This window comes from Leisingera daeponensis, from assembly GCF_019801465.1.
Taxonomy (GTDB): Bacteria; Pseudomonadota; Alphaproteobacteria; order Rhodobacterales; family Rhodobacteraceae; genus Leisingera; species Leisingera daeponensis_A.
In genome coordinates, this window is the sequence record NZ_JAHVJA010000002.1 from 325,496 (window position 1) to 346,392 (window position 20,897).

Genomic DNA, 20,897 nt, shown 5'->3' on the forward strand with positions numbered 1-20,897 from the left:
TCTATATGGGCAAGCAAAGCCGCGGCTGCAAGCCGTTGACTTCCCCCGGACAGCAGAGGCATTCAGACGCACATGCAGGCCATGATCCAATTCCCCGAACTTTCGCCCGAGATCTTCTCGATCTCCCTCGGCTCCTTCGAATTCGCCCTGCGCTGGTATGCGCTGGCCTATATCGCGGGCATCGTCATCGCCTGGCGCCTGGCCGTGGCCGCGCTGCGCCGCCCCGGCCTGTGGCCCGGGCAGCAGCCGCCGATGGAGCCCGGGCAGGTGGAGGATCTGCTGACCTGGATCATCCTCGGCGTGATCCTCGGCGGGCGGCTCGGCTTCGTGCTGTTCTACCAGCCGGCCTACTACCTGGCGAACCCGGCGGAGATCCTGAAGATCTGGCAGGGCGGCATGGCCTTTCACGGCGGCCTCATCGGTGTGATCATTGCAACCCTGATCTATGCCGCCCGCCACGGCATCCCGAAGCTGCAGATCGCCGATCTCGTCGCCCATACCGTGGCGCCCGGCCTGCTGCTGGGGCGGCTGGCGAATTTCGTCAACGCCGAACTGTGGGGCCGCCCGACAGACCTGCCCTGGGGCGTCGCCTTCCCCGGCCAGGCGGCGCAGGACTGCGGCCAGGCCCTGGGGGCGCTCTGTGCCCGCCACCCCTCGCAGCTCTATGAAGCGCTGATGGAGGGGCTGATCCTCGGCGCCCTCCTCCTGTATCTCGCCTGGCGCCGCAATGCCTTTCACACCCCGGGCCGCCTGCTGGGCGTGTTCCTGGCCGGATACGGGCTGGCCCGCTTCATCGTTGAATTCTTCCGCCAGCCGGATGCGCAGTTCGTCACCCCCGGAAACCCGCTGGGGCTGGCCTGGCAAATTGACGGCATCGGCCTGACCCAGGGCCAGGCGCTGTCTCTGCCGATGATCGCCATCGGCCTCTGGTTCCTGATCCGCGCCCGCCGCGCCGCCCGGAGCACGGCATGAGCCTGACCGGTCATCTCACCGCCCGCATCCGCACCGATGGCCCGCTGTCGGTGGCGGACTACATGGCGGACTGCCTGCTGCATCCGAAGTTCGGCTATTACACCACCCGCGACCCGCTGGGCGCCAAGGGCGATTTCACCACCGCGCCGGAAATCAGCCAGATGTTCGGCGAGCTGATCGGCCTCGCCCTGGCGCAGGCCTGGCTCGACCAGGGCGCCCCGGCCCCCTTCACGCTGGCAGAACTCGGCCCCGGCCGCGGCACCCTGATGGCCGACCTGCTGCGCGCCACCCGCGGCGTGCCCGGCTTCCATGCCGCGATGCAGATCCGCCTGATCGAAGCCTCCCCCGCCCTGCGCGCGGCCCAGGCCAAGGCGCTGGAAGGCTACGCGCCGGAATGGCTGGACACGGCGGACGCCCTGCCCGATCAGCCGCTGCTCCTGGCGGCAAACGAGTTCTTCGACGCCCTGCCCATCCGCCAGTTCCTCCGCGCAGGCGGCGGCTGGAGCGAAAAGCGCATCGGCCTCACGGACGGCGCCCTCAGCTTCGGCCTCAGCCCCGCCGCGCCGCAGCCCGCGCTGGACCACCGGCTGGCCGACACGCAGGAGGGCGATCTGGTCGAGATCTGCGAAGCCGCCGCCCCCATCACCCAGGCCATCGCCGCCCGAATCGCGGCCCATGGCGGCGCGGCGCTGATCGTGGACTACGGCGACTGGCGGGCGCTCGGCGACACCCTGCAGGCCCTGCGCGCGCATGAACCCGCCGATCCGCTGCAATCCCCGGGCGAGGCCGACCTTACCGCGCATGTGGACTTCGAGGCGCTGGCAATGGCTGCAAAAACCGCAGGTTGCGCCTTTACCCGCCTCACCCCGCAGGGCGTGTTCCTGGAACGGCTCGGCATCACCGACCGCGCCCGCGCCCTGGCCGCCCCGCTGCAGGGCGAGACATTGGACTCCCTGGCCGCCGCACATCGGCGGTTGACGCACCCCGGCGAAATGGGAAACCTGTTCAAAGTGCTTGGCCTCTACCCGCCTCAGACCACCCCTTTGCCAGGATTGAATCCATGACGCTTGAAATCCTCACGTCCGATCTGCTTGCCCCGGTGCGGCACGGGTTTTTCACCCGCAAGGGCGGCGCGTCCTCCGGCATCTACAGAGGGCTGAACTGCGGCCTCGGCTCCACCGACCAGCGCGAGGCGGTGCAGATCAACCGCAACCGCGTGGCCGCCGCGATGGAGGTGCCGCCGGAGAACCTCAGCGCCGTGCACCAGGTCCACAGCGCCGATGTGCAGGTGATCACCGGCCCCTCGCCGGAGCGCCCGCGCGCCGATGCGATGGTCACCAACGTCCCCGGCCTAGCCCTGTCGATCCTGACCGCCGACTGCCAGCCGGTGCTGTTCTCGGACCCCGCGGCCGGCGTCATCGGCGCCGCCCACGCGGGCTGGCGCGGCACCCTCGACGGGGTGCTGGAGGCCACGCTGGAGGCAATGGAAAGCCTCGGCGCGCGGCGCGAAAACACCGCCGCGGTGATCGGCCCGACCATTTCCCAGCGCGCCTATGAAGTCGGCCCGGAATTCTTCGACGACTTCATGATGCAGGACGAAAGCTTCGCCCGTTTCTTCGCCAGCGGCGAAGGCGACCGCTACCTGTTCGACCTGCCGGGCCTTGGCCTGCACAAGCTGCGCCAGGCCGGCATCGGCGCCGCGGAATGGAACCGCTACTGCACCTATTCCGATGCCGAGAAGTTTTTCTCCTACCGCCGCGCCACCCACGCGAAAGAAGCCGACTACGGCCGCCTGATCTCCTGCATCCGGCTTTAAGGCCCCGTTAACCCGCGCAATTGTGGCGGATTTTCTGAATTTCCGCCGCATTCCCTGCTGCCGCTGCAGAAGCCGCCCGGGGCCGTTTGACTTTCCCGTTTGAAATCAGCCACCTGCCGCGCCGCCCAAGTTCGGCGGCAGGCGGCAGGCACGCGCAGGGCCGGGCCGGAAATGCCCCCTGCGGGTCATAATCCGGGCGCAAAGATTACTCATAAACGGGTCAGACCAATAAACACAGCAGCCGCCCGGCGACGCGGGTGCAGCTGCCGGGCGAAGGACGGACCGACCATGAAATTGAACAAGCGTTTCATTGCTTCCATCACCCGCTCTGCCAAGAGCGAAACCGTAACCCTGCCCTGGGTTGCCGCCCGCCGCCGCCGCGGCCGGGTGCAGCTCCAGGAGGCGGTACGGAAACTGGGTTAACGCCGGGGACGGATGCCCCGGAAGCGGCCCCCCTGGCGCAGCCGCGCCAGCCCGGCCAGCCGTCGACGGGGCATCCAACCGGCCTGATCCGGCAGCCTGCTGATGCTGCGTCAGCGCGGCCGCCCCGAGCCGGCCGGGGCGTTAACCAGTTTGCTCCGGAATTTTTGACAATTCGAATTAAATCCTGCCATTTTGGGCACATCATATCGCTCAAGCACGTCTGCGTTGCCGGTGGGGGCCGATGCAAGCGGGCAGTTTGAAAGGAGAGGTCTGCTGTCATGACCATCCCCCAGTCGCTGCACAGGGCTGCAGCCAATGCCGTCGAGGCCACTGCAATCCTGCAGGATCCCGCTGCGCTGCGCAGCGCGAACAAACCGCAGCTGCGCCGCTACGAGGTCAGCTGCCTGCTGCCCGGCGGCGGCATTTCGGAAACCCGCCACATCGCTCCGGCCCTGCCGCTGTTCGAGAACGCCTTCAGCGCCTTCACCCGCGGCTCGCTGGTGGAAACCGCTCAGGGCCCGATCGCGGTCGAGGACCTGCTGCCCGGCGACGAAATCCTGACCCGGGACGGCGGCAGCCAGCCGCTGCTGTGGATCGGCCGCACCAGCGTGCTGCCCGGACGCGGCGGCAGCCGCTCCCGCGGCTGCACCCTGACCAGTTTCATGGCGGACAGCCTGGGGCTGCAGAAACCCTCCGCCAGCCTGGTGGCCGGCCCCGCCGCGCGCCTGCTGCGGACGCCGCCGCACATGCAGGGCTGCGGCGACGGGCAGCTGCTGACCCTGGCATCGGAGTTCCAGGACGGCATGAGCATCTTCGAGACCGCGCCGCCTGCGCCGGTCGATCTCTGCCATCTTTGCCTGCCGCGGCACGCGGTGATCACTGTCGGCGGCCTGGCGTTCGAGACCTACCACCCGGGGCCGGATGCGCTGAAACTGGCGAGCTACGCGATCAAGACACTGTTTCTGAACCTGTTCGCCCACGCCGACAGCATCCAGGGCTTCGGCCCGCTGGCCTTTCCCCGCGCCGACAGCGCCAGCCAGCCGGGGCCTGCCATTCTGTAGTTCAGGACCGGCGGGCGGAAACGCCCGCCCGTGCAGGCTTCCGGGCAGGCCTCAGGCCTCGCGCGCCAGCCGCTCCTCCAGCACCTCGAACGGCACGCCAGGCTCGTCCTTGGCGCCGCGGATCACCAGCGAGGTCTTGACGCTGGCCACATTGGGCGTGGTCAGCAGCTCGCCGGTCAGGAAGCTCTGGAAGGTGCTGAGGTCGGGGGAGACGCATTTCAGGATGAAATCCACCTCGCCGTTCAGCATGTGGCACTCGCGCACCAGCGGCCAGCCGCGGCATTTCTCTTCGAAGGCGCTCAGCTCCGCCTCGGCCTGGCTCTCCAGCCCCACCATGGCAAAGACCTGCACCTCAAAGCCCAGCTCGCGGGAATTCACATCCGCGTGGTAGCCGTGAATCAGCCCGGCTTCCTCCAGCGCCCGCACCCGGCGCAGGCAGGGCGGCGCCGAAATACCGACCCGCTTGGCCAGCTCGACATTGGTCATCCGCCCATCGGCCTGAAGCTCCGACAAAATCTTGCGATCAATCGGATCAAGACGGGTTGTGACCATGCCAGAAACTCCTGTGAGATTTGCGTTTCTTATAGCACCGCCACCGGGCCGCGCAATATTGTTTCATCGCCGCGCAATATTCTTTGCATGTCGAATGTGCAAGCCTTTAAGACCGCCGCGCAGGCGCTTTCTGTATCCCGCGGCATGCAAAGGCTGGGGGTTTAAGCCAGCGGGTCCTGCCGCTATATGCATTTCCTGACGGCGGCAAGCCCGCCATGCTGCTTACGTAAGGGACGAACATGAGCGAGACGCGCCACACCAAGGTTCTGATCATCGGCTCCGGGCCGGCCGGCTACACCGCAGGGGTCTATGCCGCCCGCGCCATGCTGGAGCCCATCCTGGTACAGGGCATCGAGCCCGGCGGCCAGCTGACCACCACCACCGAGGTCGAGAACTACCCCGGTTTCACCGAGGTGCAGGGCCCCGACCTGATGATCAAGATGCAGGAGCACGCCCAGGCGATGGGCTGCGAGGTGATCGGCGACTACATCACTTCGCTCGACACCTCCGCCCGCCCGTTCGTGGCCAAGGCCGACAGCGGCACCACCTTCACCGCCGACGCGGTGATCCTGGCCACCGGCGCCCGCGCCAAATGGCTGGGTCTGGAAAGCGAAGAGAAGTTCAAGGGCTTCGGCGTCTCCGCCTGCGCCACCTGTGACGGCTTCTTCTACCGCGGCCAGGAGATTGTGGTGATCGGCGGCGGCAACACCGCCGTGGAAGAGGCGCTGTTCCTCACCAACTTCGCCTCCAAGGTGACCCTGATCCACCGCCGCGACGAGCTGCGCGCCGAGAAGATCCTGCAGGACCGCCTGTTCAAGAACGAAAAGATCGAAACCCTGTGGTTCCACACCCTCGAAGAGGTCGTCGGCACCGACAACCCGCTGGGGGTTGAGGGCGTCGTGGTCAAGAACGTGCAGACCGGCGAGCTGAAGGAAATCCCCTGCAAGGGCGTCTTTGTCGCCATCGGCCACGCCCCTGCCAACGAACTGGTCAAGGACGTGCTGGAGCTGCACAACGGCGGCTACGTCAAGGTGAAGCCGGGCTCCACCGAGACCTCGATCCCCGGCATCTATGCCGCCGGCGACCTGACCGACCACAAGTACCGCCAGGCGGTCACCTCGGCCGGCATGGGCTGCATGGCCGCGCTCGATGCCGAGCGTTTCCTGGCCGAGCAGGAGTAACCCCGGATGCCGCATGATTTCGACGCGCAGCGGGCCGGAACCGTTGCGGCATTCAAGGATCTGCAGGCCGAACACGGCCTGCCGGAGGTGGCGGACGTGGATTACTTCTTCGTCCCCGCCCGCGCCGGCGCCGACTGGCGCCCGCTGGCCGAGGAGCTGAGCCGCGAAGGCTTTGCCTGTGCGTTCTTCGAAGCCGAAGGCGAAGACCCGCCCTATCTGGCCGCCACCCTGCCGGACCAGATCATCTCGGCCACCGGCATCTGGATCGGCGAGGAGCTGGCCACCCGCGCCGCCCTTGCCCACGGCTTTGCGCCGGACGGCTGGGGGCTGGAGGGCTAACCGCCCCTGCTCCCGCCTGCAACCGGGCATTGACCCCGCCCCCGCGGCCCCGCAGTCTGCTCCCGGAGGCAGCGACACAGGAGGACCAGGGTGGCAAGCGCGCTCTGGCAGGGCAACTGGATCACCCGCACCCGGATCACAACCGGCCTGGTGCTGCTGGCCTTCGCCTTCTTTCACTTCATCAACATCGGCCTCGGCCTGATCTCGCCCGCATGGATGGATGCGTTTCAGGACGCCCGCCAGGTGATTACCCGCAGCCTGTTGGGCAGCCTGATCCTTTATGCCGCGCTGATCCTGCACGCAGGCCTTGCCTTGTGGAACCTGGCCCGCCGCCGGTCCCTGCGGATGCGCTGGGGCGAGGCGCTGCAGACCGCGCTCGGCCTGCTGATCCCGCTGCAGCTGCTGGCCCATATCGTCTTCACCCGCTACTCGCACGAGATCTACGGCACCAACGACGAGATGCCCTATCAGATCGTGCTGATGTGGAACTCCCCCGAAATCTGGCAGCAAAGCCTGCTGTTGCTGGCGGTCTGGATCCACGGCTGCATGGGGCTGCACTACTGGCTGCGGCTGACCCGCTGGTGGCGCCCGCTGGTGCCCTGGATGGCGGGTCTGGCCGTCTTCATCCCCGGCTTTGCCTTTGCGGGCCTTTTGACCGAGGGCCGCCGCATCTACGGGCTGTTCGTCGAGGGCACCGAGCGCGCGGCGCTGATGGAGAATTTCAACTGGCCCAGCCAGCAGGCCTTTGCCCAGATGTTTGCGGCCGAACGCCTGTGGCTGTGGGCCTTCTTTGCGCTGCTCGGCCTCACCGCCGCCGTCTACCTCCTGCGCAAGCTCATCCGCCGCCGCCGCGCGGTCACCATCCGCTATGCCTTCGGCCCCGAAATCCGGGCCGAGCGCGGCATGACGCTGCTGGAGATGTCGCGCGCGGGCGGCGTCCAGCACACCTCGCTGTGCGGCGGCAAGGGCCGCTGCACCACCTGCCGCGTGGTGGTGGATGAGGGCGGCGAGCATCTGCCGCCGCCGGAACCGCCCGAGGCCCGCAGCCTGGAACGGGTCAAGGCCCCCGCCAACATGCGGCTGGCCTGCCAGATCCGCCCGCAGGCGCCGCTGACCGTCACCCGCCTGTTCCGCCCCGACGGCCGCAAGGGCCGCGCCCATGCCAGCCAGGGCAGCGAACAGCAGTTGGCGGTGCTGTTCCTCGACATGCGCGGTTTCACCGCCCGCACTGCCGGCCAGCTGCCCTATGACGTGGTGTTCCTGCTGAACCGCTTCTTCGACGCCATCGTGCCCGCCATCACCGGCGCCGGCGGCACCGTGGACAAATACCTCGGCGACGGGCTGCTGGCGCTGTTCGAGGCGCCCTCCCCCGCCCGCTCCGCCGCCGCCGCGCTGGACGCCGCCGCCGCCATCGGCGACGCGCTGCAGGACTTCAACGCGCGGCTGAACGCCGACGGCGAGCCCGAGGTCCGCATCGGTATCGGCGTGCATCTGGGCGAACTGGTGCTGGGCGAAATCGGCAGCGCCGCCCATGCCCCGCGCACCATCATCGGCGGCAGCGTCAACACCGCCAGCCGCCTCGAGGCCAAGACCAAGGAGCTGGGCGTCGAACTGCTGGTGTCAGCCCGGGTGCTGGAGGCCGCGGGGTATGATTCGGGCCATCTGCCGCTGGAAACCTTCCGGCTGCGCGGCGTTTCCCGGCCGCTGGAGGCGCTGCCGGTCGAATTTGCCGCCGCCCTGCCCCGGACCCTGGCGGGAGAACAGCGTTAGGCCGGGGGCCCGAAGCGCAAAACGCCTGTTTGCCGCGCCGCGCCGCCCCGCGCCAGCCATCCGGCCCGGCACGCCGCGGCAGAACAATCGGCCGCGCGGCCGCAGTCGTTGCAGCCCTGCAACGCGGCAATAAATCGCCACTTCCTGCCAATTCACCCTTTGCAACCGGGCCGAACCATGCAATGCGTTCACGCGTGAACATACTTTTAACCTGCTGACCCTACTGCTGCGCCCGTGACCGACCCCGCATCCATATCCAACCCGGACGGCGAAGACCTGCTGTTCCGCCTCCTGCGCCAGCTCGACACGGCGCCGGACGCCTCGCAGCGCGCGACCGCTGCGGCGGTGGGGATTTCGCTGGGGCGGCTCAACACCCTGCTGCGGCAGGCGGCGGACAGCGGCCTGATCGCCATCAGCGCCCGCCCCGGCCCGGACAAGCGGCAGCGGTTCGCCTATTCGCTGACCACCCGCGGCGCGGCGGAAAAAGTGCGGCTCACCGATCAATTCCTTGCCCGCAAGCTCGCAGAATACAACGCGCTGCATGCGGAACTCACCGGCTCCGCTAGCGGCCTACCTCCTCTCAAACACAGGACCAACCCGATGCAAAGCAACCTGGCTCCGATTCCTGAGCTTTATGTCTCCTACGAAAGCGCCCAGAAACTGAAGGTCGAAGCAGCCGACCTGGTCAGCTGGGACCTGACCCCGCGCCAGATCTGCGACCTGGAACTGCTGATGAACGGCGGCTTCAACCCGCTGAAGGGCTTCCTGACCGAGGCCGACTACAACAGCGTCGTCGACACCATGCGCCTGACCGACGGCTCGCTGTGGCCGATGCCGATCACCCTGGACGTGTCCGAGGACTTCGCATCCAAGCTGGAAGCGGGCCAGGACATTGCCCTGCGCGACCAGGAAGGCGTGATCCTCGCCACCATGACCGTCACCGACAACTGGGTGCCGAACAAGGCGAAAGAGGCCGAGAAGGTCTTCGGCGCCGATGACGATGCCCACCCGGCAGTGAACTACCTGCACAACACCGCAGGCAAGGTCTACCTGGGCGGCCCGGTGACCGGCATCCAGCAGCCCGTCCACTATGACTTCCGCGCCCGCCGCGACACCCCGAACGAACTGCGCGCCTATTTCCGCAAGGTCGGCTGGAACAAGGTCGTCGCCTTCCAGACCCGCAACCCGCTGCACCGCGCCCACCAGGAGCTGACCTTCCGCGCCGCGCGCGAAGCCCAGGCCAACCTGCTGATCCACCCGGTGGTCGGCATGACCAAGCCGGGCGACGTCGACCACTTCACCCGCGTGCGCTGCTACGAGGCGGTGCTGGACAAATACCCGGCCGCCACCACCTCGATGTCGCTCCTGAACCTGGCGATGCGCATGGCCGGCCCGCGCGAGGCGGTCTGGCACGGCCTGATCCGCAAGAACCACGGCTGCACCCATTTCATCGTCGGCCGCGACCACGCAGGCCCGGGCAAGAACTCTGCCGGTGAAGATTTCTACGGCCCCTATGACGCGCAGGACCTGTTCCGCGAGTTCCAGGGCGAAATGGGCATCGAAATGGTCGACTTCAAACACATGGTCTATGTGCAGGAGCGCGCCCAGTACGAGCCCGCGGACGAGATCGAGGACAAGGACAACGTCACCATCCTCAACATCTCCGGCACCGAACTGCGCCGCCGCCTGGCCGAAGGCCTGGAGATCCCCGAGTGGTTCTCCTTCCCCGAGGTCGTGGCCGAGCTGCGCAAGACCAAGCCGCCGCGCGCCCAGCAGGGCTTCACCGTGTTCTTCACCGGCTTCTCCGGCTCCGGCAAATCCACAATCGCCAACGCGCTGATGGTCAAGCTGATGGAAATGGGCGGCCGCCCCGTGACCCTGCTGGACGGCGACATCGTTCGTAAGAACCTGTCGAGCGAGCTGGGCTTCTCGAAAGAGCACCGCGACCTCAACATCCGCCGCATCGGCTATGTGGCCTCCGAGATCACCAAGAACGGCGGCATCGCCATCTGCGCCCCGATCGCGCCTTACGCCACCACCCGCCGCGCCGTGCGCGAGGACGTGGAACAGTTCGGCGCCTTTGTCGAAGTGCACGTTGCCACCTCTATCGAGGAATGCGAGCGCCGCGACCGCAAGGGCCTGTACAAGCTGGCCCGCGAAGGCAAGATCAAGGAGTTCACCGGCATCTCCGACCCCTACGACGTGCCGCAGAACGCCGAGCTGGTGGTTGAGACCGAGAACGTCGACGTCGACAACTGCGCCCACCAGGTGCTGCTCAAGCTGGAAAGCATGGGCCTGATCAAGGCCTGAGCCTGACACCCCGGCGCGAAACTAGAGCGGCCCGCCATCCGGCGGGCCGTTTTCCGTTCCGCGCAGCGCCGGGGCCGCCCTGCCCCGGCCGCGGCCTAGTGGTACGGCTGCGCCCCGCCTTCCGGCGGCGCGGCCTTCGGCGGCGCCCAGGCCGCGCCTGCCGGGGCTTCCGCTCCGCCCCGCGCCAGCACCGGCGGCGCCCCCGTCCAGCCGCGGGTCATCCACAGCGCCGCAGGCTCCGCATCCGCGGCGCGCGGGGTCAGCCCGTCAATGCTCAGGCTCAGCTGCGCGGCATCATGCTGGGCGGTGACGCGCAGACGGTCGCCCGCCGCGGCAGCCACCGGCTGATCCAGCAGATAGGCGGTGCGCCCCCAATGGCCGCCCGACTGCAGCCCGTTCGCCACCAGAATGCCGGGAGCCAGCTGCATTTCGAAGCTGGCGCATACCGCATGGATGGTGCCCGCTTCCGTGCAGGCCAGCTCCCGCGCAACCCGCGCCGGATCGAGCGTGGGCCTGGCGAAATCAAACCGGAACAGCCCGGCAGGCGCCGCCAGCGGCTTCAGCCTGCAGGCCGCCAGATCATTGGGCGTCAGCTGGGCCACCCGGGCAAAGCGGTGGAACGCGCTCAGATCGAAGCCTTCCGCCTCCTGCGGCCGCCACAGGTCCAGCAGCCCGCGGCTTTCCACCGGCTGCGCCAGCAGCGTGCCCCGCTCAGGCACCGCACGGGCCTCCGGCTTGGCGAGAACGGCCATGGCATGGGTCAGGGTCGCCAGCGCCCCCTCTCCCAGCAGCACCGTGTCCACGATCTCGGAAATCACCACATCGGCCGGTTCCGGCATGTCTTCCCCGATCACGATGTCATGCGACCACTTCGGCAGCACCGTGATCCGGCTGCTCAGGCCGTTGGCGGCAATCACCCGCTCCGCCGCCTGCGCGATCAGCGGCTGCTGCTCGCAGGTGTAGACATGCTTCGCCCCGGCCCGCGCCGCCAGCATCGCCGTCAGCCCGGCGCCGCAGCCGATATCCAGCACCACGTCCCCCGGCCTCACCTTGGCCGCGATGGCCCTGGCATAGGCCTGGTTGCGCGCCCGGTCGGCCAGCATCGGGAAATGCCAGCGGGGCACGAACATCTGGTGCAGCCGCTCCTGCAGCACCTGCGCCTCGTGATGGCGGGAATCCCTCGCCAGCGCGTCCGCCAGAATCTCCGACGTCCGGACCCCGCCGTCAGCCAGAGATTGCGACTTTGCCAGCCGGACCAGCTCGTCTGCGTCCAGCGGATCCTGACGGGGGCCGGACTGAGACGGATGCGGCGCTTGATTTTGAAGCAACTTTTACTTTCCTTATTTTGAAGCAAATGCGGTTTTTCCGACTATCCGCCATCCGCTTCTAAAATTCGGTAAAGACAAAGCGCCTCCGGCCCCGTCCGGATACCGCAGCGGCCGCTGCACAGGCGGTGCCTCCACCGAAAGGCCTGCGGCCTGCCCGGCAGATCCGCCATGCCCCGCAGCAGCACAAAGCCCTCGCCCGCGGCCCGCCCCCCGGCCGCCTGCGCCGCGCCGGTCAGCGCGGCAGTGCAGCCATCCCCGATGCCGCTTTCATGAGAGCCCGGGTTTTCTTGATCAGCCCCGCGATGGCCGCGCATTTTTCGCCGCAAGCGGCGATCCGCAATGGGCTGCAGGATGGCCGCGCCGGTCCCCGGCCGGGCAGCCCCCCTACCAGTAGTAGGGAACCCCGAAGTGATCATGCGCCCGGGTTCCATATTGGCGGTCCCGCTCCCAGCCGCGGGGCCGTTCAGGTGCATTCTGCAGTTGTTCCGGGGTGATATCGGTCACGTAGCCATCCAGCCCCGCGTCATAGCGGAGACTGTTCCAGGGGATGGCTTGCTCCTCTTCTCCCATCCCCAGGAAGCCGCCGAAGGTCATGACAGCATAGGCGACCTTGCCCGAATGCTGGTCGATCATCAGATGGCCGATGTCGCCCACCTGTTCGTGATTGCGGCTGTAAACCTTGGCCCCTGTCACGTCCTGGGACGCGACAAGGGCAGCTTGCGAATCCGGCTGAGCCGTCTTCATCTGGCAGTCCTCCTCATTAACGATGTGCAATGGCACTCACCGCACAGTTTCCAACTCGTTACAGAGACCGAGCCTGCCACCCTCCGCGTCAGGCGTCATTCATCTGTGACATAGCCGGGGTTTGCGGTGCCGAAGGGCGGCGCTTTTCCGCCGGGCGCGGCAGGCCGCAGCGGGAACTTTCCGCCGCGTCACGCGTTTCCGCCCCGCCTGATGAACCCGCGCTAACCTGAAAGGCCCGGCATGCCGCACCCCTCCGCTCCGCCTGCCCGCCCCGGGAAACCACCGCAAGCGCCGGCCCCGCCCGGCGATTTCGCCTGGGCAGTTCCCATCATGCGGGCCGGCTACGCCGGACGCGGACTGGTCTACCTTCTGGTGGCCTCCCTCTCGCTCTGGTCAATCTGGCAGGGCGGCGACGCCAAGGGCACCGAGGAGGCAATGGGACGCCTGCAGGGCGGCGCCGGCTTTGCTGTTCTGGTGCTGATCGCCCTTGGCATGTTCGCCTACGCAGTCTGGCGCGCCGTGGACTGCATCTGGGACCTCGAAGACTACGGAAGCGATCTCAAGGGCCTGACCGCGCGGGCCGGCATGATCACCACCGGCCTGATCCATCTTGGCCTCGGGGTGCTGGCAATCACGGTGATGTTCGGGCGCGCCAATGACACCGGCAAGTCGCAGATGCTCGACCGCCTGCTTGCCGCGCCCGGCGGCCAGGCCATGGCCGGACTTGCCGGCGGGCTGACCATCATCGCGGGCGGCTACTATCTGCACAAGGCCTGGACCGAAGGATACCGCGGCCATCTGAAGGGCAACCCGGCCACCGTGCATCTGAACATGGCCCTGAAGGCCGGCGTGGCGGCGCATGGCATTGCGATCGGGATCATCGGCCTGCTGATGGCGCAGGCGGCCTTCCTTGCCTCGCGCAGCCAGGCCGGCGGCCTAGGCACCGCCTTCGACTGGCTGCAGGACAAAACATACGGCCAGATACTGGTCACCCTGCTGTGCCTTGGGCTGCTGGCCTTTGCCCTGGTGTGTTTTGTGAACGCGGCCTGGCGCATCGTGCCAAAGGCAGATGACCGGGGCATCCGGTCCCTCAGCGATATGCTGAACGCGCCGCAGCCGCGGGGGTGAGACGGCGGCTTCAGACCGTGTCCGGCAGATCCACGGTGCCGCGCATCAGCACAAACCCCTCGCCCGCGACCCGCACGCCTTCGATGGCGTCCGCCGGGCCGACCCGCGCCACCCGCGCCTGGCCGGGGCGGCCCATGCCGTGGCCCTGCTCGGCGGTGAATTCCGCCTTGTCCATCAGCCCGTGGCGCCAGAGATAGGACGCCATCGCGCCGGTGGCGGAACCGGTGAAAGGATCCTCCGGCGGGCTCGGCGGCGCCATCAGCAGGCGCGAGAATGTGTCGCCTTCCGCTGTCGCCCCCTCCAGCGTCACCAGGAACGGCTCCATCATGTCGATGCCGTCGGCGCCCAGCGACTTGCCCAATGCGGCCAGCGCCTCCAGGTTCAGCTCCGCCGCCTCCAGCGCCGCGCGGTCCTTCAGCACGGTGATGCAGAACGGCAGTCCGGTGGACACTTTCTGCGGCCGTCCGACGATGGCCTCCACCGGCAGCGACACCGCCGCCGCCACCTGTGCCGGATCGGCAAAGGGGCCGAACTCCGGCGCCACCTGGGTCATTTCGATCAGATCACCGTCCAGCCGCACCGGTACGATGCCGGCGCCGGTTTCCAAAGTGATGCTCTCACCCGCGATCAGCCCGCGGTCGCGCATCGCCGCCACCGTGGCGATGGTCGGATGGCCGGCAAAGGGGATCTCGCGGCTGGCCAGGAAATAGCGCACCTTGACGTCCGCCACCTGCGACGGGCCGGTGAAGGTGCATTCCACCAGCGAGGTCTCCCGCACATAGGCGGTGCAGACCGCCTCCGGCAGATGCGCGCCCTCATGCACCACCGCACAGCCGTTGCCGCCGAAGGCATGGGCCGAAAACGCATCCACCCAGTCGAAATCATAACGCGCCATTTGCATCTCCCGGTTTGCGAGGCATCAAAAAAGGCGGGCCTGCGCCCGCCTCCTGCATCTTGTGGGACAAATGCCCGAAGTCAATCCGCCGGCCCTGCACAGGGCTGCGGACCGCGCCCTGCGGCGGGCGCCTAATGCACCGGCACCGGCGTCATGTCGTTCTGCCGCGCCAGCACAAAGGCGAGGCGGCGGTCGGCCACCAGCGCCAGCTGGCCGCCCTCGGCGTCGTGCACAGCATAAAGCTGCTCCCGCCCGCCGGCGCTGGCCTGCACCTCTTTGGGAAGATCCGCCACCGCAACCGCCTTCACATAGACGGTCCGGTTGCCGGCATCCTTGAAGTCAAACGGTGTATGCATTGCTCTTACCCCTTTCTGATACTGATCGTCTGGACCACAGTTTCCGGCCGCGCACGGGTCAGGTCCACATGCAGCAGCCCGTTCTCCATCACCGCCTCGCCGACTTCGACGCCGTCGGCCAGCACGAACATGCGCTGGAACTGGCGCGCCGCGATGCCGCGGTGCAGAAACACCCGCCCCTCGCTGTCGTCGCGCTGGCGGCCGCGGATCACCAGCTGGCGGTCCTCGACGGTGATCGCCAGGTCCTCTTCGGCGAACCCCGCCACGGCCAGGGTGATGCGGTAGGAATGGTCTGATGTCTGTTCGATATTGTAGGGGGGATAGCCTTCGTTGCCCGACTTGGCCGAGCGTTCCAGGAGGCGTTCAAGCTGCTCGAACCCCAGCATATGCGGGTAAGAGCCCAAGGTTAGTTTCGACACGCTGTTCGTCCTTTATGCCAAAGCGACGGAAAACCGCGGCCCCGCTTCCGGCAGCCGCTTCCCCAAGAATATGGGAAGTTCTTTTTGGATTCACAAGACCATGTGCCCATAGGTCTAGCGGAAAAGCCTTTAACGAAGTATCTTCACCCTCACTTCATTCATAAGCCCGATTGAGTCTCCCATGAATGCACCCACAGATGTGTCGATGAAGACGGATGAAGTCCTGAAGGTCGAGCTGGAAGTTTTCCGCAGGCAGCACCGCGATCTGGACGAAGCCATCGCCGCACTGGAAGAGCGCGGCACCGCCGATCAGCTGACCATCCGGCGGCTGAAGAAGCAGAAGCTGATCCTGAAGGACAAGATCGCCCTGATCGAGGACCGACTGACCCCGGACATCATCGCCTGAGCGCCCCCCTGACCGGACCGCCGCCCGGACCGTCCGGACCGGGCCGCGGCCTGCTGCCAGCCGCCCGCGCCGCCGCCCGCGGCGCCCCTTCCGCGCCGGCCGCCGCCGGCCTTGCAGGACTGCCCTCCGATGTTCTTCGACCTTGGCCCTGCCGCCCCCTATGCCGCGCTGGCGCTGATCCTGGCGGTGTTCGCCGCCTTTCTCAGCGAGCGCCGCCCGGCGGAGGTCACCGCCTTTTTCGGCGCCGCGGTGGCGCTGGCGCTGGGGCTGGCCTCCGCCGATGACGTGCTGGCCGCCGCTGCCAACCCCGCCCTGGCCACCATCGCCGCGATGTTCATCCTCAGCTCGGCGCTGGTGCGCACCGGCACGCTCGAGGTGATGATCGCGGTGCTGTCGCACCTGGCCCGGCGCCGCCCGGCGCTGGCGGTGGCGGCGCTGATGGGCACCGCCGCGGCGGCCTCCGCCTTCCTCAACAACACGCCGGTGGTGATGGTGCTGATTCCGGTGACGATCGGCCTGGCCCGGCAGCTGGGCACGGTGCCGTCGCGGCTGCTGATGCCGTTGTCCTACATGGTGATTCTCGGCGGCACGGTGACACTGATCGGCACTTCCACCAACCTGCTGATCGACGGGGTTGCCCGCGATCTCGGCATGCGGCCCTTCAGCCTGTTCGAGATCGCGCCGCTGGGGCTGCTGCTGGCGCTGTCGGGCGCCGCCTTCCTGGCGCTGGCGGCGCCGCGGCTGCTGCCGGACCGGGGCACCGTGCTGTCCGGCGCCGCCGGGCGCGACAGCCGTGCCTGGCTGGCCGACCTGTTCATCCCCGAGGGCTCGCCGCTGATCGGCACCGCGCCGCAGGCGATCCAGGCGCTGAAACGCGGCGGCGGCCGGGTCGCCGACGTGATCCGCGGCGGCGCCTCGCTGCGCCGCGACCTGGCGGCGGTGCGCCTGCAGGCCGGCGACGTGATCGTGCTCAAGACCCGCGACACCGAGATTGCGGGCCTGCGCGACGGCGCCGCCCGCGGCCTGCTGCTGCCCGGGCTGGAGGCCGGCGGCCTGCGCCGCTCGCGGCTGATGGAGCTGCTGGTCGCCCCCGGCTCCAAGGCGGTGGGCCGCAAGCTGGGCACGCTGCGCTGGCGGCGCCGGTTCGGGGTCTACCCGCTGGCGCTGCACCGGCGCGGCGAAACCGTCGGCGCCCGGCTGGAGGACACCCCGCTGGAGGCCGGCGACACCCTGCTGGTCGACGGCGCCGCCGAGGATATCGCCCGGCTGGCCCGCGACCAGCGGCTGATCCAGCTGGCGCCGAGCACCGCCCGCGCCTACCGCCGGGCCAAGGCGCCGCTGGCGATCGCGGTGCTGGCGGCGGTGGTGCTGCTGGCCGCCATCGGCGCCGCGCCGGTGCTGCCGCTGGCGCTGATCGGCGCCGCGCTGGTGCTGGCCACCGGCTGCATCGAAGCCGACGAGGCGATTGCCGCCGTCGACGGGCGGCTGATCCTGCTGATCGTGTCGATGCTGGTGCTGGGCAAGGCGCTGGACAATTCCGGCGTCATCGCGCTGGCCACCGGCGCCCTCGCCCCGGCGCTGCAGGGCAGCCCGCCCTGGGTGGCGCTGCTGCTGGTCTATGCCGCGACCTCGGTGCTGACGGAACTGGTCTCCAACAACGCCGTCGCGGTGCTGATGACGCCGCTGGCCGCCGGTCTCGCGGCCGCGCTCGGCGTGGACCCCCGGCCTTTCGTGATCGCGGTGATGTTTGCCGCCTCGGCCAGCTTTGCCACCCCGGTCGGCTACCAGACCAACACGCTGGTCTACAACGCCGGCGGCTACCGCTTCACCGACTTCCTGCGCCTTGGGCTGCCGCTAAACGTCCTGGCCGGCGCGGTCTCGGTCGCGGCCATCCCGCTGTTCTGGCCGTTCTGACCGCCGGCGCCCCGGCGGCCGCCGCGCCGCCGGCGGCCAAATGGATGGCCAAACCGCGCATTTGCGGTTAGGAGCAGCGCAATTCCGTGCCGGAGCCGCCCCGGCGGCGGCCCGCGCACGGACCGCAACACCGCAAAGAACGAGCCAAAAATGACCGCCACCAGCGACCATGCCCCGGCGCCTGACAGCCAGAGCGCCGACTACAGATTCACCCCGAAACAGGCCCTTGCCGGCGCCCAGATGCTGTTTGTCGCCTTCGGCGCGCTGGTGCTGGTGCCGCTGCTGACCGGCCTCGACCCCAGCGTCGCGCTGTTTACCGCAGGCCTCGGCACGCTGATCTTCCAGATCGTGACCCGCGGCCAGGTGCCGGTGTTCCTGGCGTCCTCCTTCGCCTTCATCGCGCCGATCATCTACGGCGTGCAGACCTGGGGCATGGCGGCGACCACCGGCGGCCTGGCGGCAGCGGGCCTGCTCTATGTGGCACTCAGCTTTGCCATCCGCGCCTTTGGCGCCGGCTTCCTGCACCGGCTGCTGCCGCCGGTGGTTGTCGGCCCCGTCATCATGGTGATCGGCCTGTCGCTGGCGCCGGTTGCGGTCAACATGGCCACCGGCCTGGCGGGCGACACCCAGGTGATGCCGCGCAACACCGCACTGCTGCTCGCCGCCATCTCGCTCGGCGCCACCATGCTCACGGCCATCCTCGGCCGCGGCATCATGCGGGTGGTGCCGATCCTCGCGGGCATTGCCGCGGGCTACGCCGCCGCGCTGATCCTGGGCGCCGCCACCGGCAGCAGCCTGATCGATACCGCCGCGCTGTCCGGCGCGCCCTGGTTCAAGGTGCCGGGCTTTGTCGCGCCGGAATTCAGCCTCGCCGCCATCCTGTTCATCCTGCCGGTCGCCATTGCCCCCGCGATCGAGCACTTCGGCGACATCATGGCAATCTCCAGCGTGACCAAGCGCGACTACATGCAGAAACCCGGCATCCAGAACACCATGCTGGGCGACGGCCTTGCCACCGCCGCCGCCGGTCTCCTCGGCGGGCCGCCCAACACCACCTATTCCGAGGTCACCGGCGCCGTCACCCTGACCCGCGCCTTCAACCCGGCGATCATGACCTGGGCGGCGGTCTTCGCCATCGCGCTGTCCTTCGCGGGCAAGCTCTCCGGCGCCCTCTCGACCATTCCGATGCCGGTGATGGGCGGCATCATGATCCTGTTGTTCGGCATGGTCACCGTGGTCGGCCTGTCGGTTCTGGCGAAGCTGGGCGAGGCGCTGACCGAGGCACGCAACATGGTGATCATCTCCACCGTTCTGATCATCGGCCTCGGCGGGCTGACGCTGCAGTTCGGCGAGGGATTCACCCTGGCGGGCATCGGCCTGTCCGGCGTCGCCGGCCTGCTGCTGAACCTGATTCTGCCCAAGCAGCGCGACTGAGCCGCAGATGACCAGGGGCCGCCCCGCCGGCGGCCCGGCGCCGCGCCGCCGCGCGGCGCCACCCCCAACCGCAAGGCGGTGCAGCCCGCTGCATCCCGTGCGGGCGGGAGCCGCCCCCTGCGGCATAGCGCCAAAGCCCCCTGAATCCCGCTGAATCCCCCGGTTTTCCGCCCCGAGGCACATTGCGCAAAACCCGAGATTCCCTATAGTGCGCCCTCCACAAGCCGCGACAGGAGCCAAGCCGATGGCCGACATCAAAGTAGGCATCATCATGGGCAGCCAATCCGACTGGCCCACCATGAAGGAAGCCGCGAATATTCTGGATGAACTGGGCGTTGCCTATGAGGCAAAGATCGTCTCTGCCCACCGCACCCCGGACCGGCTGTGGAGCTACGGCAAGACCGCCGCGGAGCGCGGGCTGCAGGTGATCATCGCAGGCGCCGGCGGCGCCGCCCACCTGCCCGGCATGGTCGCCTCGAAAACCCGCGTGCCGGTCGTCGGCGTGCCGGTCCAGACGCGCGCCCTCTCCGGCGTCGACTCGCTTTATTCCATCGTGCAGATGCCCAAGGGTTTCCCGGTTGCCACCATGGCGATCGGCTCGGCCGGTGCCGCCAACGCGGGCCTGATGGCCGCGGGCATCCTGGCGCTGCAGGACCCGGAGCTGGCGCAAAGGCTGGACGACTGGCGCGCGGCGCTCTCGGCTTCGATCCCGGAGGAACCCGCCGATGACTGACATGCTCTCCCCCGGCGCCACCATCGGCATCCTCGGCGGCGGCCAGCTGGGCCGGATGCTCTCGGTTGCAGCCTCCCGCCTCGGCTTCAAGACCCATATCTTTGAGCCCGGCGCCAACCCGCCCGCAGGTCAGGTGGCCGACCGTGTGACCACCGCAGGCTACGAGGACGCAGAGGCGCTCAAGGCCTTCGCCGCCGCCGTCGACGTCATCACCTATGAGTTTGAGAACATCCCGACCTCGGCGCTGGACCTGCTGGAATCGCAAAAGCCGATCCGCCCGGGCCGCGAGGCGCTGCGGATCAGCCAGGACCGGCTGACGGAAAAGACCTTCCTGCAGGATCTCGGCCTGCAGACCGCGCCCTTTGCCGACATCACCGATCAGGCCAGCCTCGACGCGGCGCTGGCAGAGATCGGCGCGCCGTCGATCCTGAAGACCCGCCGCTTCGGCTATGACGGCAAGGGCCAGGCCCGCATCAAGGCGCCGGAACACGCCGCCGAGGCGCTCGCCGCCATGGCCGGCGCACCCTCGATCCTCGAAGGCTTCGTCAATTTCAGCCACGAGGTCTCGGTGATCGCCGCCCGCGGCGTGAGCGGCGAGATCGCCTGTTTCGACCCCGGTGAGAACGTCCACCGCGACGGCATCCTGCATACCACCACCGTGCCGGCGAAACTCAGCACCGGCCAGCGCATGGACGCGGTGCTGATGGCGGGCAAGATCCTGAACGCGCTCGATTATGTCGGCGTTCTGGGGGTCGAGCTGTTCGTCACACCTCAGGGGCTGATCGTCAACGAGATCGCCCCGCGCGTCCACAACTCCGGCCACTGGACCCAGAACGGCTGCACCGTGGATCAATTCGAGCAGCACATCCGCGCCGTGGCCGGCTGGCCGCTGGGCGACGGCCAGCGCCATTCCGACGTGGTAATGGAAAACCTGATCGACGATGATATCGACCGCATTCCGGAGCTGGCCCGCGAAGCCAACTGCGCGCTGCACCTCTATGGCAAGGCCGAGGCCAAGCCGGGCCGCAAGATGGCGCATGTGAACCGCGTGGTGAAGCCGCAGGAGTAAGCTGGGGTTCTGCCCCGGCCCTCCGGTATATTTCCCGCAAGAGGACG

At 68.3% G+C, this 20,897-nt stretch carries 21 protein-coding genes; 15 read left to right on the top strand and 6 right to left on the bottom strand.

Annotated features, from left to right (window positions below; translation table 11 throughout):
* The first annotated feature begins 72 nt into the window (after positions 1-72).
* The 5 genes from lgt to KUV26_RS06410 all read left to right on the top strand — a co-directional run bounded on the left by lgt (position 73) and on the right by KUV26_RS06410 (position 4,272).
* Positions 73-972, top strand: a complete 900-nt coding sequence (gene lgt / locus KUV26_RS06395; protein ID WP_222507739.1) for a prolipoprotein diacylglyceryl transferase — start codon at positions 73-75, stop codon at positions 970-972.
* Positions 969-2,036 (top strand): class I SAM-dependent methyltransferase, encoded by a 1,068-nt coding sequence (locus KUV26_RS06400; protein WP_222507740.1) that lies wholly within the window; start codon positions 969-971, stop codon positions 2,034-2,036. Before lgt ends, KUV26_RS06400 begins: the two co-directional genes overlap by 4 nt.
* Positions 2,033-2,788: a peptidoglycan editing factor PgeF gene (gene pgeF, locus KUV26_RS06405; RefSeq protein ID WP_222504596.1), complete on the top strand. Its 756-nt coding sequence runs from the start codon at positions 2,033-2,035 to the stop codon at positions 2,786-2,788. Before KUV26_RS06400 ends, pgeF begins: the two co-directional genes overlap by 4 nt.
* A 288-nt stretch (positions 2,789-3,076) precedes the next feature.
* Positions 3,077-3,211, top strand: a complete 135-nt coding sequence (locus tag KUV26_RS23550; protein ID WP_261399758.1) for a hypothetical protein — start codon at positions 3,077-3,079, stop codon at positions 3,209-3,211.
* Between the two features lie 278 nt (positions 3,212-3,489).
* Positions 3,490-4,272: a Hint domain-containing protein gene (locus tag KUV26_RS06410; protein WP_222507741.1), complete on the top strand. Its 783-nt coding sequence runs from the start codon at positions 3,490-3,492 to the stop codon at positions 4,270-4,272.
* Positions 4,273-4,323: 51 nt separating this feature from the next.
* On the opposite strand, the gene KUV26_RS06415 is transcribed toward KUV26_RS06410, so the two are convergent.
* Complete coding sequence (locus KUV26_RS06415; RefSeq protein WP_222507742.1) at positions 4,324-4,824, bottom strand: Lrp/AsnC family transcriptional regulator; 501 nt, start codon at positions 4,822-4,824, stop codon at positions 4,324-4,326.
* A gap of 239 nt (positions 4,825-5,063) precedes the next feature.
* On the opposite strand from KUV26_RS06415, the gene trxB reads away from it, so the two are divergent.
* The 4 genes from trxB (at position 5,064) to KUV26_RS06435 (ending at position 10,424) form a co-directional block, all read left to right on the top strand.
* Entirely contained in the window at positions 5,064-6,005 is a 942-nt protein-coding gene (trxB, locus tag KUV26_RS06420; protein ID WP_222504599.1) for a thioredoxin-disulfide reductase, read from the top strand.
* A gap of 6 nt (positions 6,006-6,011) precedes the next feature.
* Entirely contained in the window at positions 6,012-6,344 is a 333-nt protein-coding gene (locus KUV26_RS06425; RefSeq protein ID WP_222507743.1) for a hypothetical protein, read from the top strand.
* A gap of 90 nt (positions 6,345-6,434) precedes the next feature.
* The gene (locus KUV26_RS06430) at positions 6,435-8,114 is read left to right on the top strand and encodes an adenylate/guanylate cyclase domain-containing protein (RefSeq protein WP_222507744.1); all 1,680 of its coding nucleotides are present in this window, start codon (positions 6,435-6,437) and stop codon (positions 8,112-8,114) included.
* A gap of 234 nt (positions 8,115-8,348) precedes the next feature.
* A complete protein-coding gene (locus KUV26_RS06435; protein WP_222504602.1) occupies positions 8,349-10,424 on the top strand; it encodes a bifunctional sulfate adenylyltransferase/adenylylsulfate kinase in 2,076 nt (691 codons plus the stop codon).
* Positions 10,425-10,519: 95 nt separating this feature from the next.
* Here the strand turns inward: KUV26_RS06435 and KUV26_RS06440 are convergent, their stop codons facing one another.
* Positions 10,520-11,752, bottom strand: a complete 1,233-nt coding sequence (locus tag KUV26_RS06440; protein WP_222507745.1) for a 50S ribosomal protein L11 methyltransferase — start codon at positions 11,750-11,752, stop codon at positions 10,520-10,522.
* 384 nt (positions 11,753-12,136) lie between these two features.
* On the bottom strand, positions 12,137-12,496 hold the full coding sequence (locus KUV26_RS06445) for a PRC-barrel domain-containing protein (RefSeq protein WP_222507746.1): 360 nt from the start codon (positions 12,494-12,496) through the stop codon (positions 12,137-12,139).
* A gap of 330 nt (positions 12,497-12,826) precedes the next feature.
* On the opposite strand from KUV26_RS06445, the gene KUV26_RS06450 reads away from it, so the two are divergent.
* Positions 12,827-13,624: a DUF1206 domain-containing protein gene (locus KUV26_RS06450; RefSeq protein ID WP_261399760.1), complete on the top strand. Its 798-nt coding sequence runs from the start codon at positions 12,827-12,829 to the stop codon at positions 13,622-13,624.
* A 10-nt stretch (positions 13,625-13,634) separates the two neighbouring features.
* On the opposite strand, the gene KUV26_RS06455 is transcribed toward KUV26_RS06450, so the two are convergent.
* The 3 genes from KUV26_RS06455 to KUV26_RS06465 form a co-directional block, all read right to left on the bottom strand.
* The gene (locus tag KUV26_RS06455) at positions 13,635-14,519 is read right to left on the bottom strand and encodes a PhzF family phenazine biosynthesis protein (RefSeq protein WP_222507748.1); all 885 of its coding nucleotides are present in this window, start codon (positions 14,517-14,519) and stop codon (positions 13,635-13,637) included.
* A gap of 131 nt (positions 14,520-14,650) precedes the next feature.
* Complete coding sequence (locus KUV26_RS06460; protein WP_222504607.1) at positions 14,651-14,875, bottom strand: DUF1150 family protein; 225 nt, start codon at positions 14,873-14,875, stop codon at positions 14,651-14,653.
* Between the two features lie 5 nt (positions 14,876-14,880).
* Entirely contained in the window at positions 14,881-15,294 is a 414-nt protein-coding gene (locus KUV26_RS06465) for an Hsp20 family protein (RefSeq protein WP_019298576.1), read from the bottom strand.
* 181 nt (positions 15,295-15,475) lie between these two features.
* On the opposite strand from KUV26_RS06465, the gene KUV26_RS06470 reads away from it, so the two are divergent.
* The 5 genes from KUV26_RS06470 to KUV26_RS06490 all read left to right on the top strand — a co-directional run bounded on the left by KUV26_RS06470 (position 15,476) and on the right by KUV26_RS06490 (position 20,850).
* Complete coding sequence (locus KUV26_RS06470) at positions 15,476-15,700, top strand: YdcH family protein (protein ID WP_039185773.1); 225 nt, start codon at positions 15,476-15,478, stop codon at positions 15,698-15,700.
* Positions 15,701-15,829: 129 nt separating this feature from the next.
* On the top strand, positions 15,830-17,614 hold the full coding sequence (locus KUV26_RS06475) for an SLC13 family permease (RefSeq protein WP_222507749.1): 1,785 nt from the start codon (positions 15,830-15,832) through the stop codon (positions 17,612-17,614).
* 150 nt (positions 17,615-17,764) lie between these two features.
* Positions 17,765-19,048, top strand: a complete 1,284-nt coding sequence (locus tag KUV26_RS06480) for a uracil-xanthine permease family protein (protein ID WP_222504609.1) — start codon at positions 17,765-17,767, stop codon at positions 19,046-19,048.
* A 244-nt stretch (positions 19,049-19,292) separates the two neighbouring features.
* Positions 19,293-19,781 (top strand): 5-(carboxyamino)imidazole ribonucleotide mutase, encoded by a 489-nt coding sequence (gene purE / locus KUV26_RS06485; RefSeq protein WP_222507750.1) that lies wholly within the window; start codon positions 19,293-19,295, stop codon positions 19,779-19,781.
* Positions 19,774-20,850, top strand: coding sequence for a 5-(carboxyamino)imidazole ribonucleotide synthase (locus KUV26_RS06490; RefSeq protein ID WP_222507751.1), 1,077 nt, complete (start codon positions 19,774-19,776; stop codon positions 20,848-20,850). Before purE ends, KUV26_RS06490 begins: the two co-directional genes overlap by 8 nt.
* Positions 20,851-20,897: the final 47 nt, after the last annotated feature.

Bases quoted from the DNA above. Each gene is read 5' to 3' on its own strand.
- KUV26_RS06415 (WP_222507742.1), bottom strand. From the start codon at position 4,824: ATGGTCACAACCCGTCTTGATCCGATTGATCGCAAGATTTTGTCGGAG.
- KUV26_RS06475 (WP_222507749.1), top strand. From the start codon at position 15,830: ATGTTCTTCGACCTTGGCCCTGCCGCCCCCTATGCCGCGCTGGCGCTG.
- KUV26_RS06400 (WP_222507740.1), top strand. From the start codon at position 969: ATGAGCCTGACCGGTCATCTCACCGCCCGCATCCGCACCGATGGCCCG.
- KUV26_RS06455 (WP_222507748.1), bottom strand. From the start codon at position 14,519: ATGGCGCGTTATGATTTCGACTGGGTGGATGCGTTTTCGGCCCATGCC.
- KUV26_RS06470 (WP_039185773.1), top strand. From the start codon at position 15,476: ATGAATGCACCCACAGATGTGTCGATGAAGACGGATGAAGTCCTGAAG.
- KUV26_RS06490 (WP_222507751.1), top strand. From the start codon at position 19,774: ATGACTGACATGCTCTCCCCCGGCGCCACCATCGGCATCCTCGGCGGC.
- KUV26_RS06480 (WP_222504609.1), top strand. From the start codon at position 17,765: ATGACCGCCACCAGCGACCATGCCCCGGCGCCTGACAGCCAGAGCGCC.
- purE (WP_222507750.1), top strand. From the start codon at position 19,293: ATGGCCGACATCAAAGTAGGCATCATCATGGGCAGCCAATCCGACTGG.
- trxB (WP_222504599.1), top strand. From the start codon at position 5,064: ATGAGCGAGACGCGCCACACCAAGGTTCTGATCATCGGCTCCGGGCCG.
- KUV26_RS06425 (WP_222507743.1), top strand. From the start codon at position 6,012: ATGCCGCATGATTTCGACGCGCAGCGGGCCGGAACCGTTGCGGCATTC.
- lgt (WP_222507739.1), top strand. From the start codon at position 73: ATGCAGGCCATGATCCAATTCCCCGAACTTTCGCCCGAGATCTTCTCG.
- KUV26_RS06445 (WP_222507746.1), bottom strand. From the start codon at position 12,496: ATGAAGACGGCTCAGCCGGATTCGCAAGCTGCCCTTGTCGCGTCCCAG.
- KUV26_RS06410 (WP_222507741.1), top strand. From the start codon at position 3,490: ATGACCATCCCCCAGTCGCTGCACAGGGCTGCAGCCAATGCCGTCGAG.
- KUV26_RS23550 (WP_261399758.1), top strand. From the start codon at position 3,077: ATGAAATTGAACAAGCGTTTCATTGCTTCCATCACCCGCTCTGCCAAG.
- pgeF (WP_222504596.1), top strand. From the start codon at position 2,033: ATGACGCTTGAAATCCTCACGTCCGATCTGCTTGCCCCGGTGCGGCAC.
- KUV26_RS06450 (WP_261399760.1), top strand. From the start codon at position 12,827: ATGCGGGCCGGCTACGCCGGACGCGGACTGGTCTACCTTCTGGTGGCC.
- KUV26_RS06460 (WP_222504607.1), bottom strand. From the start codon at position 14,875: ATGCATACACCGTTTGACTTCAAGGATGCCGGCAACCGGACCGTCTAT.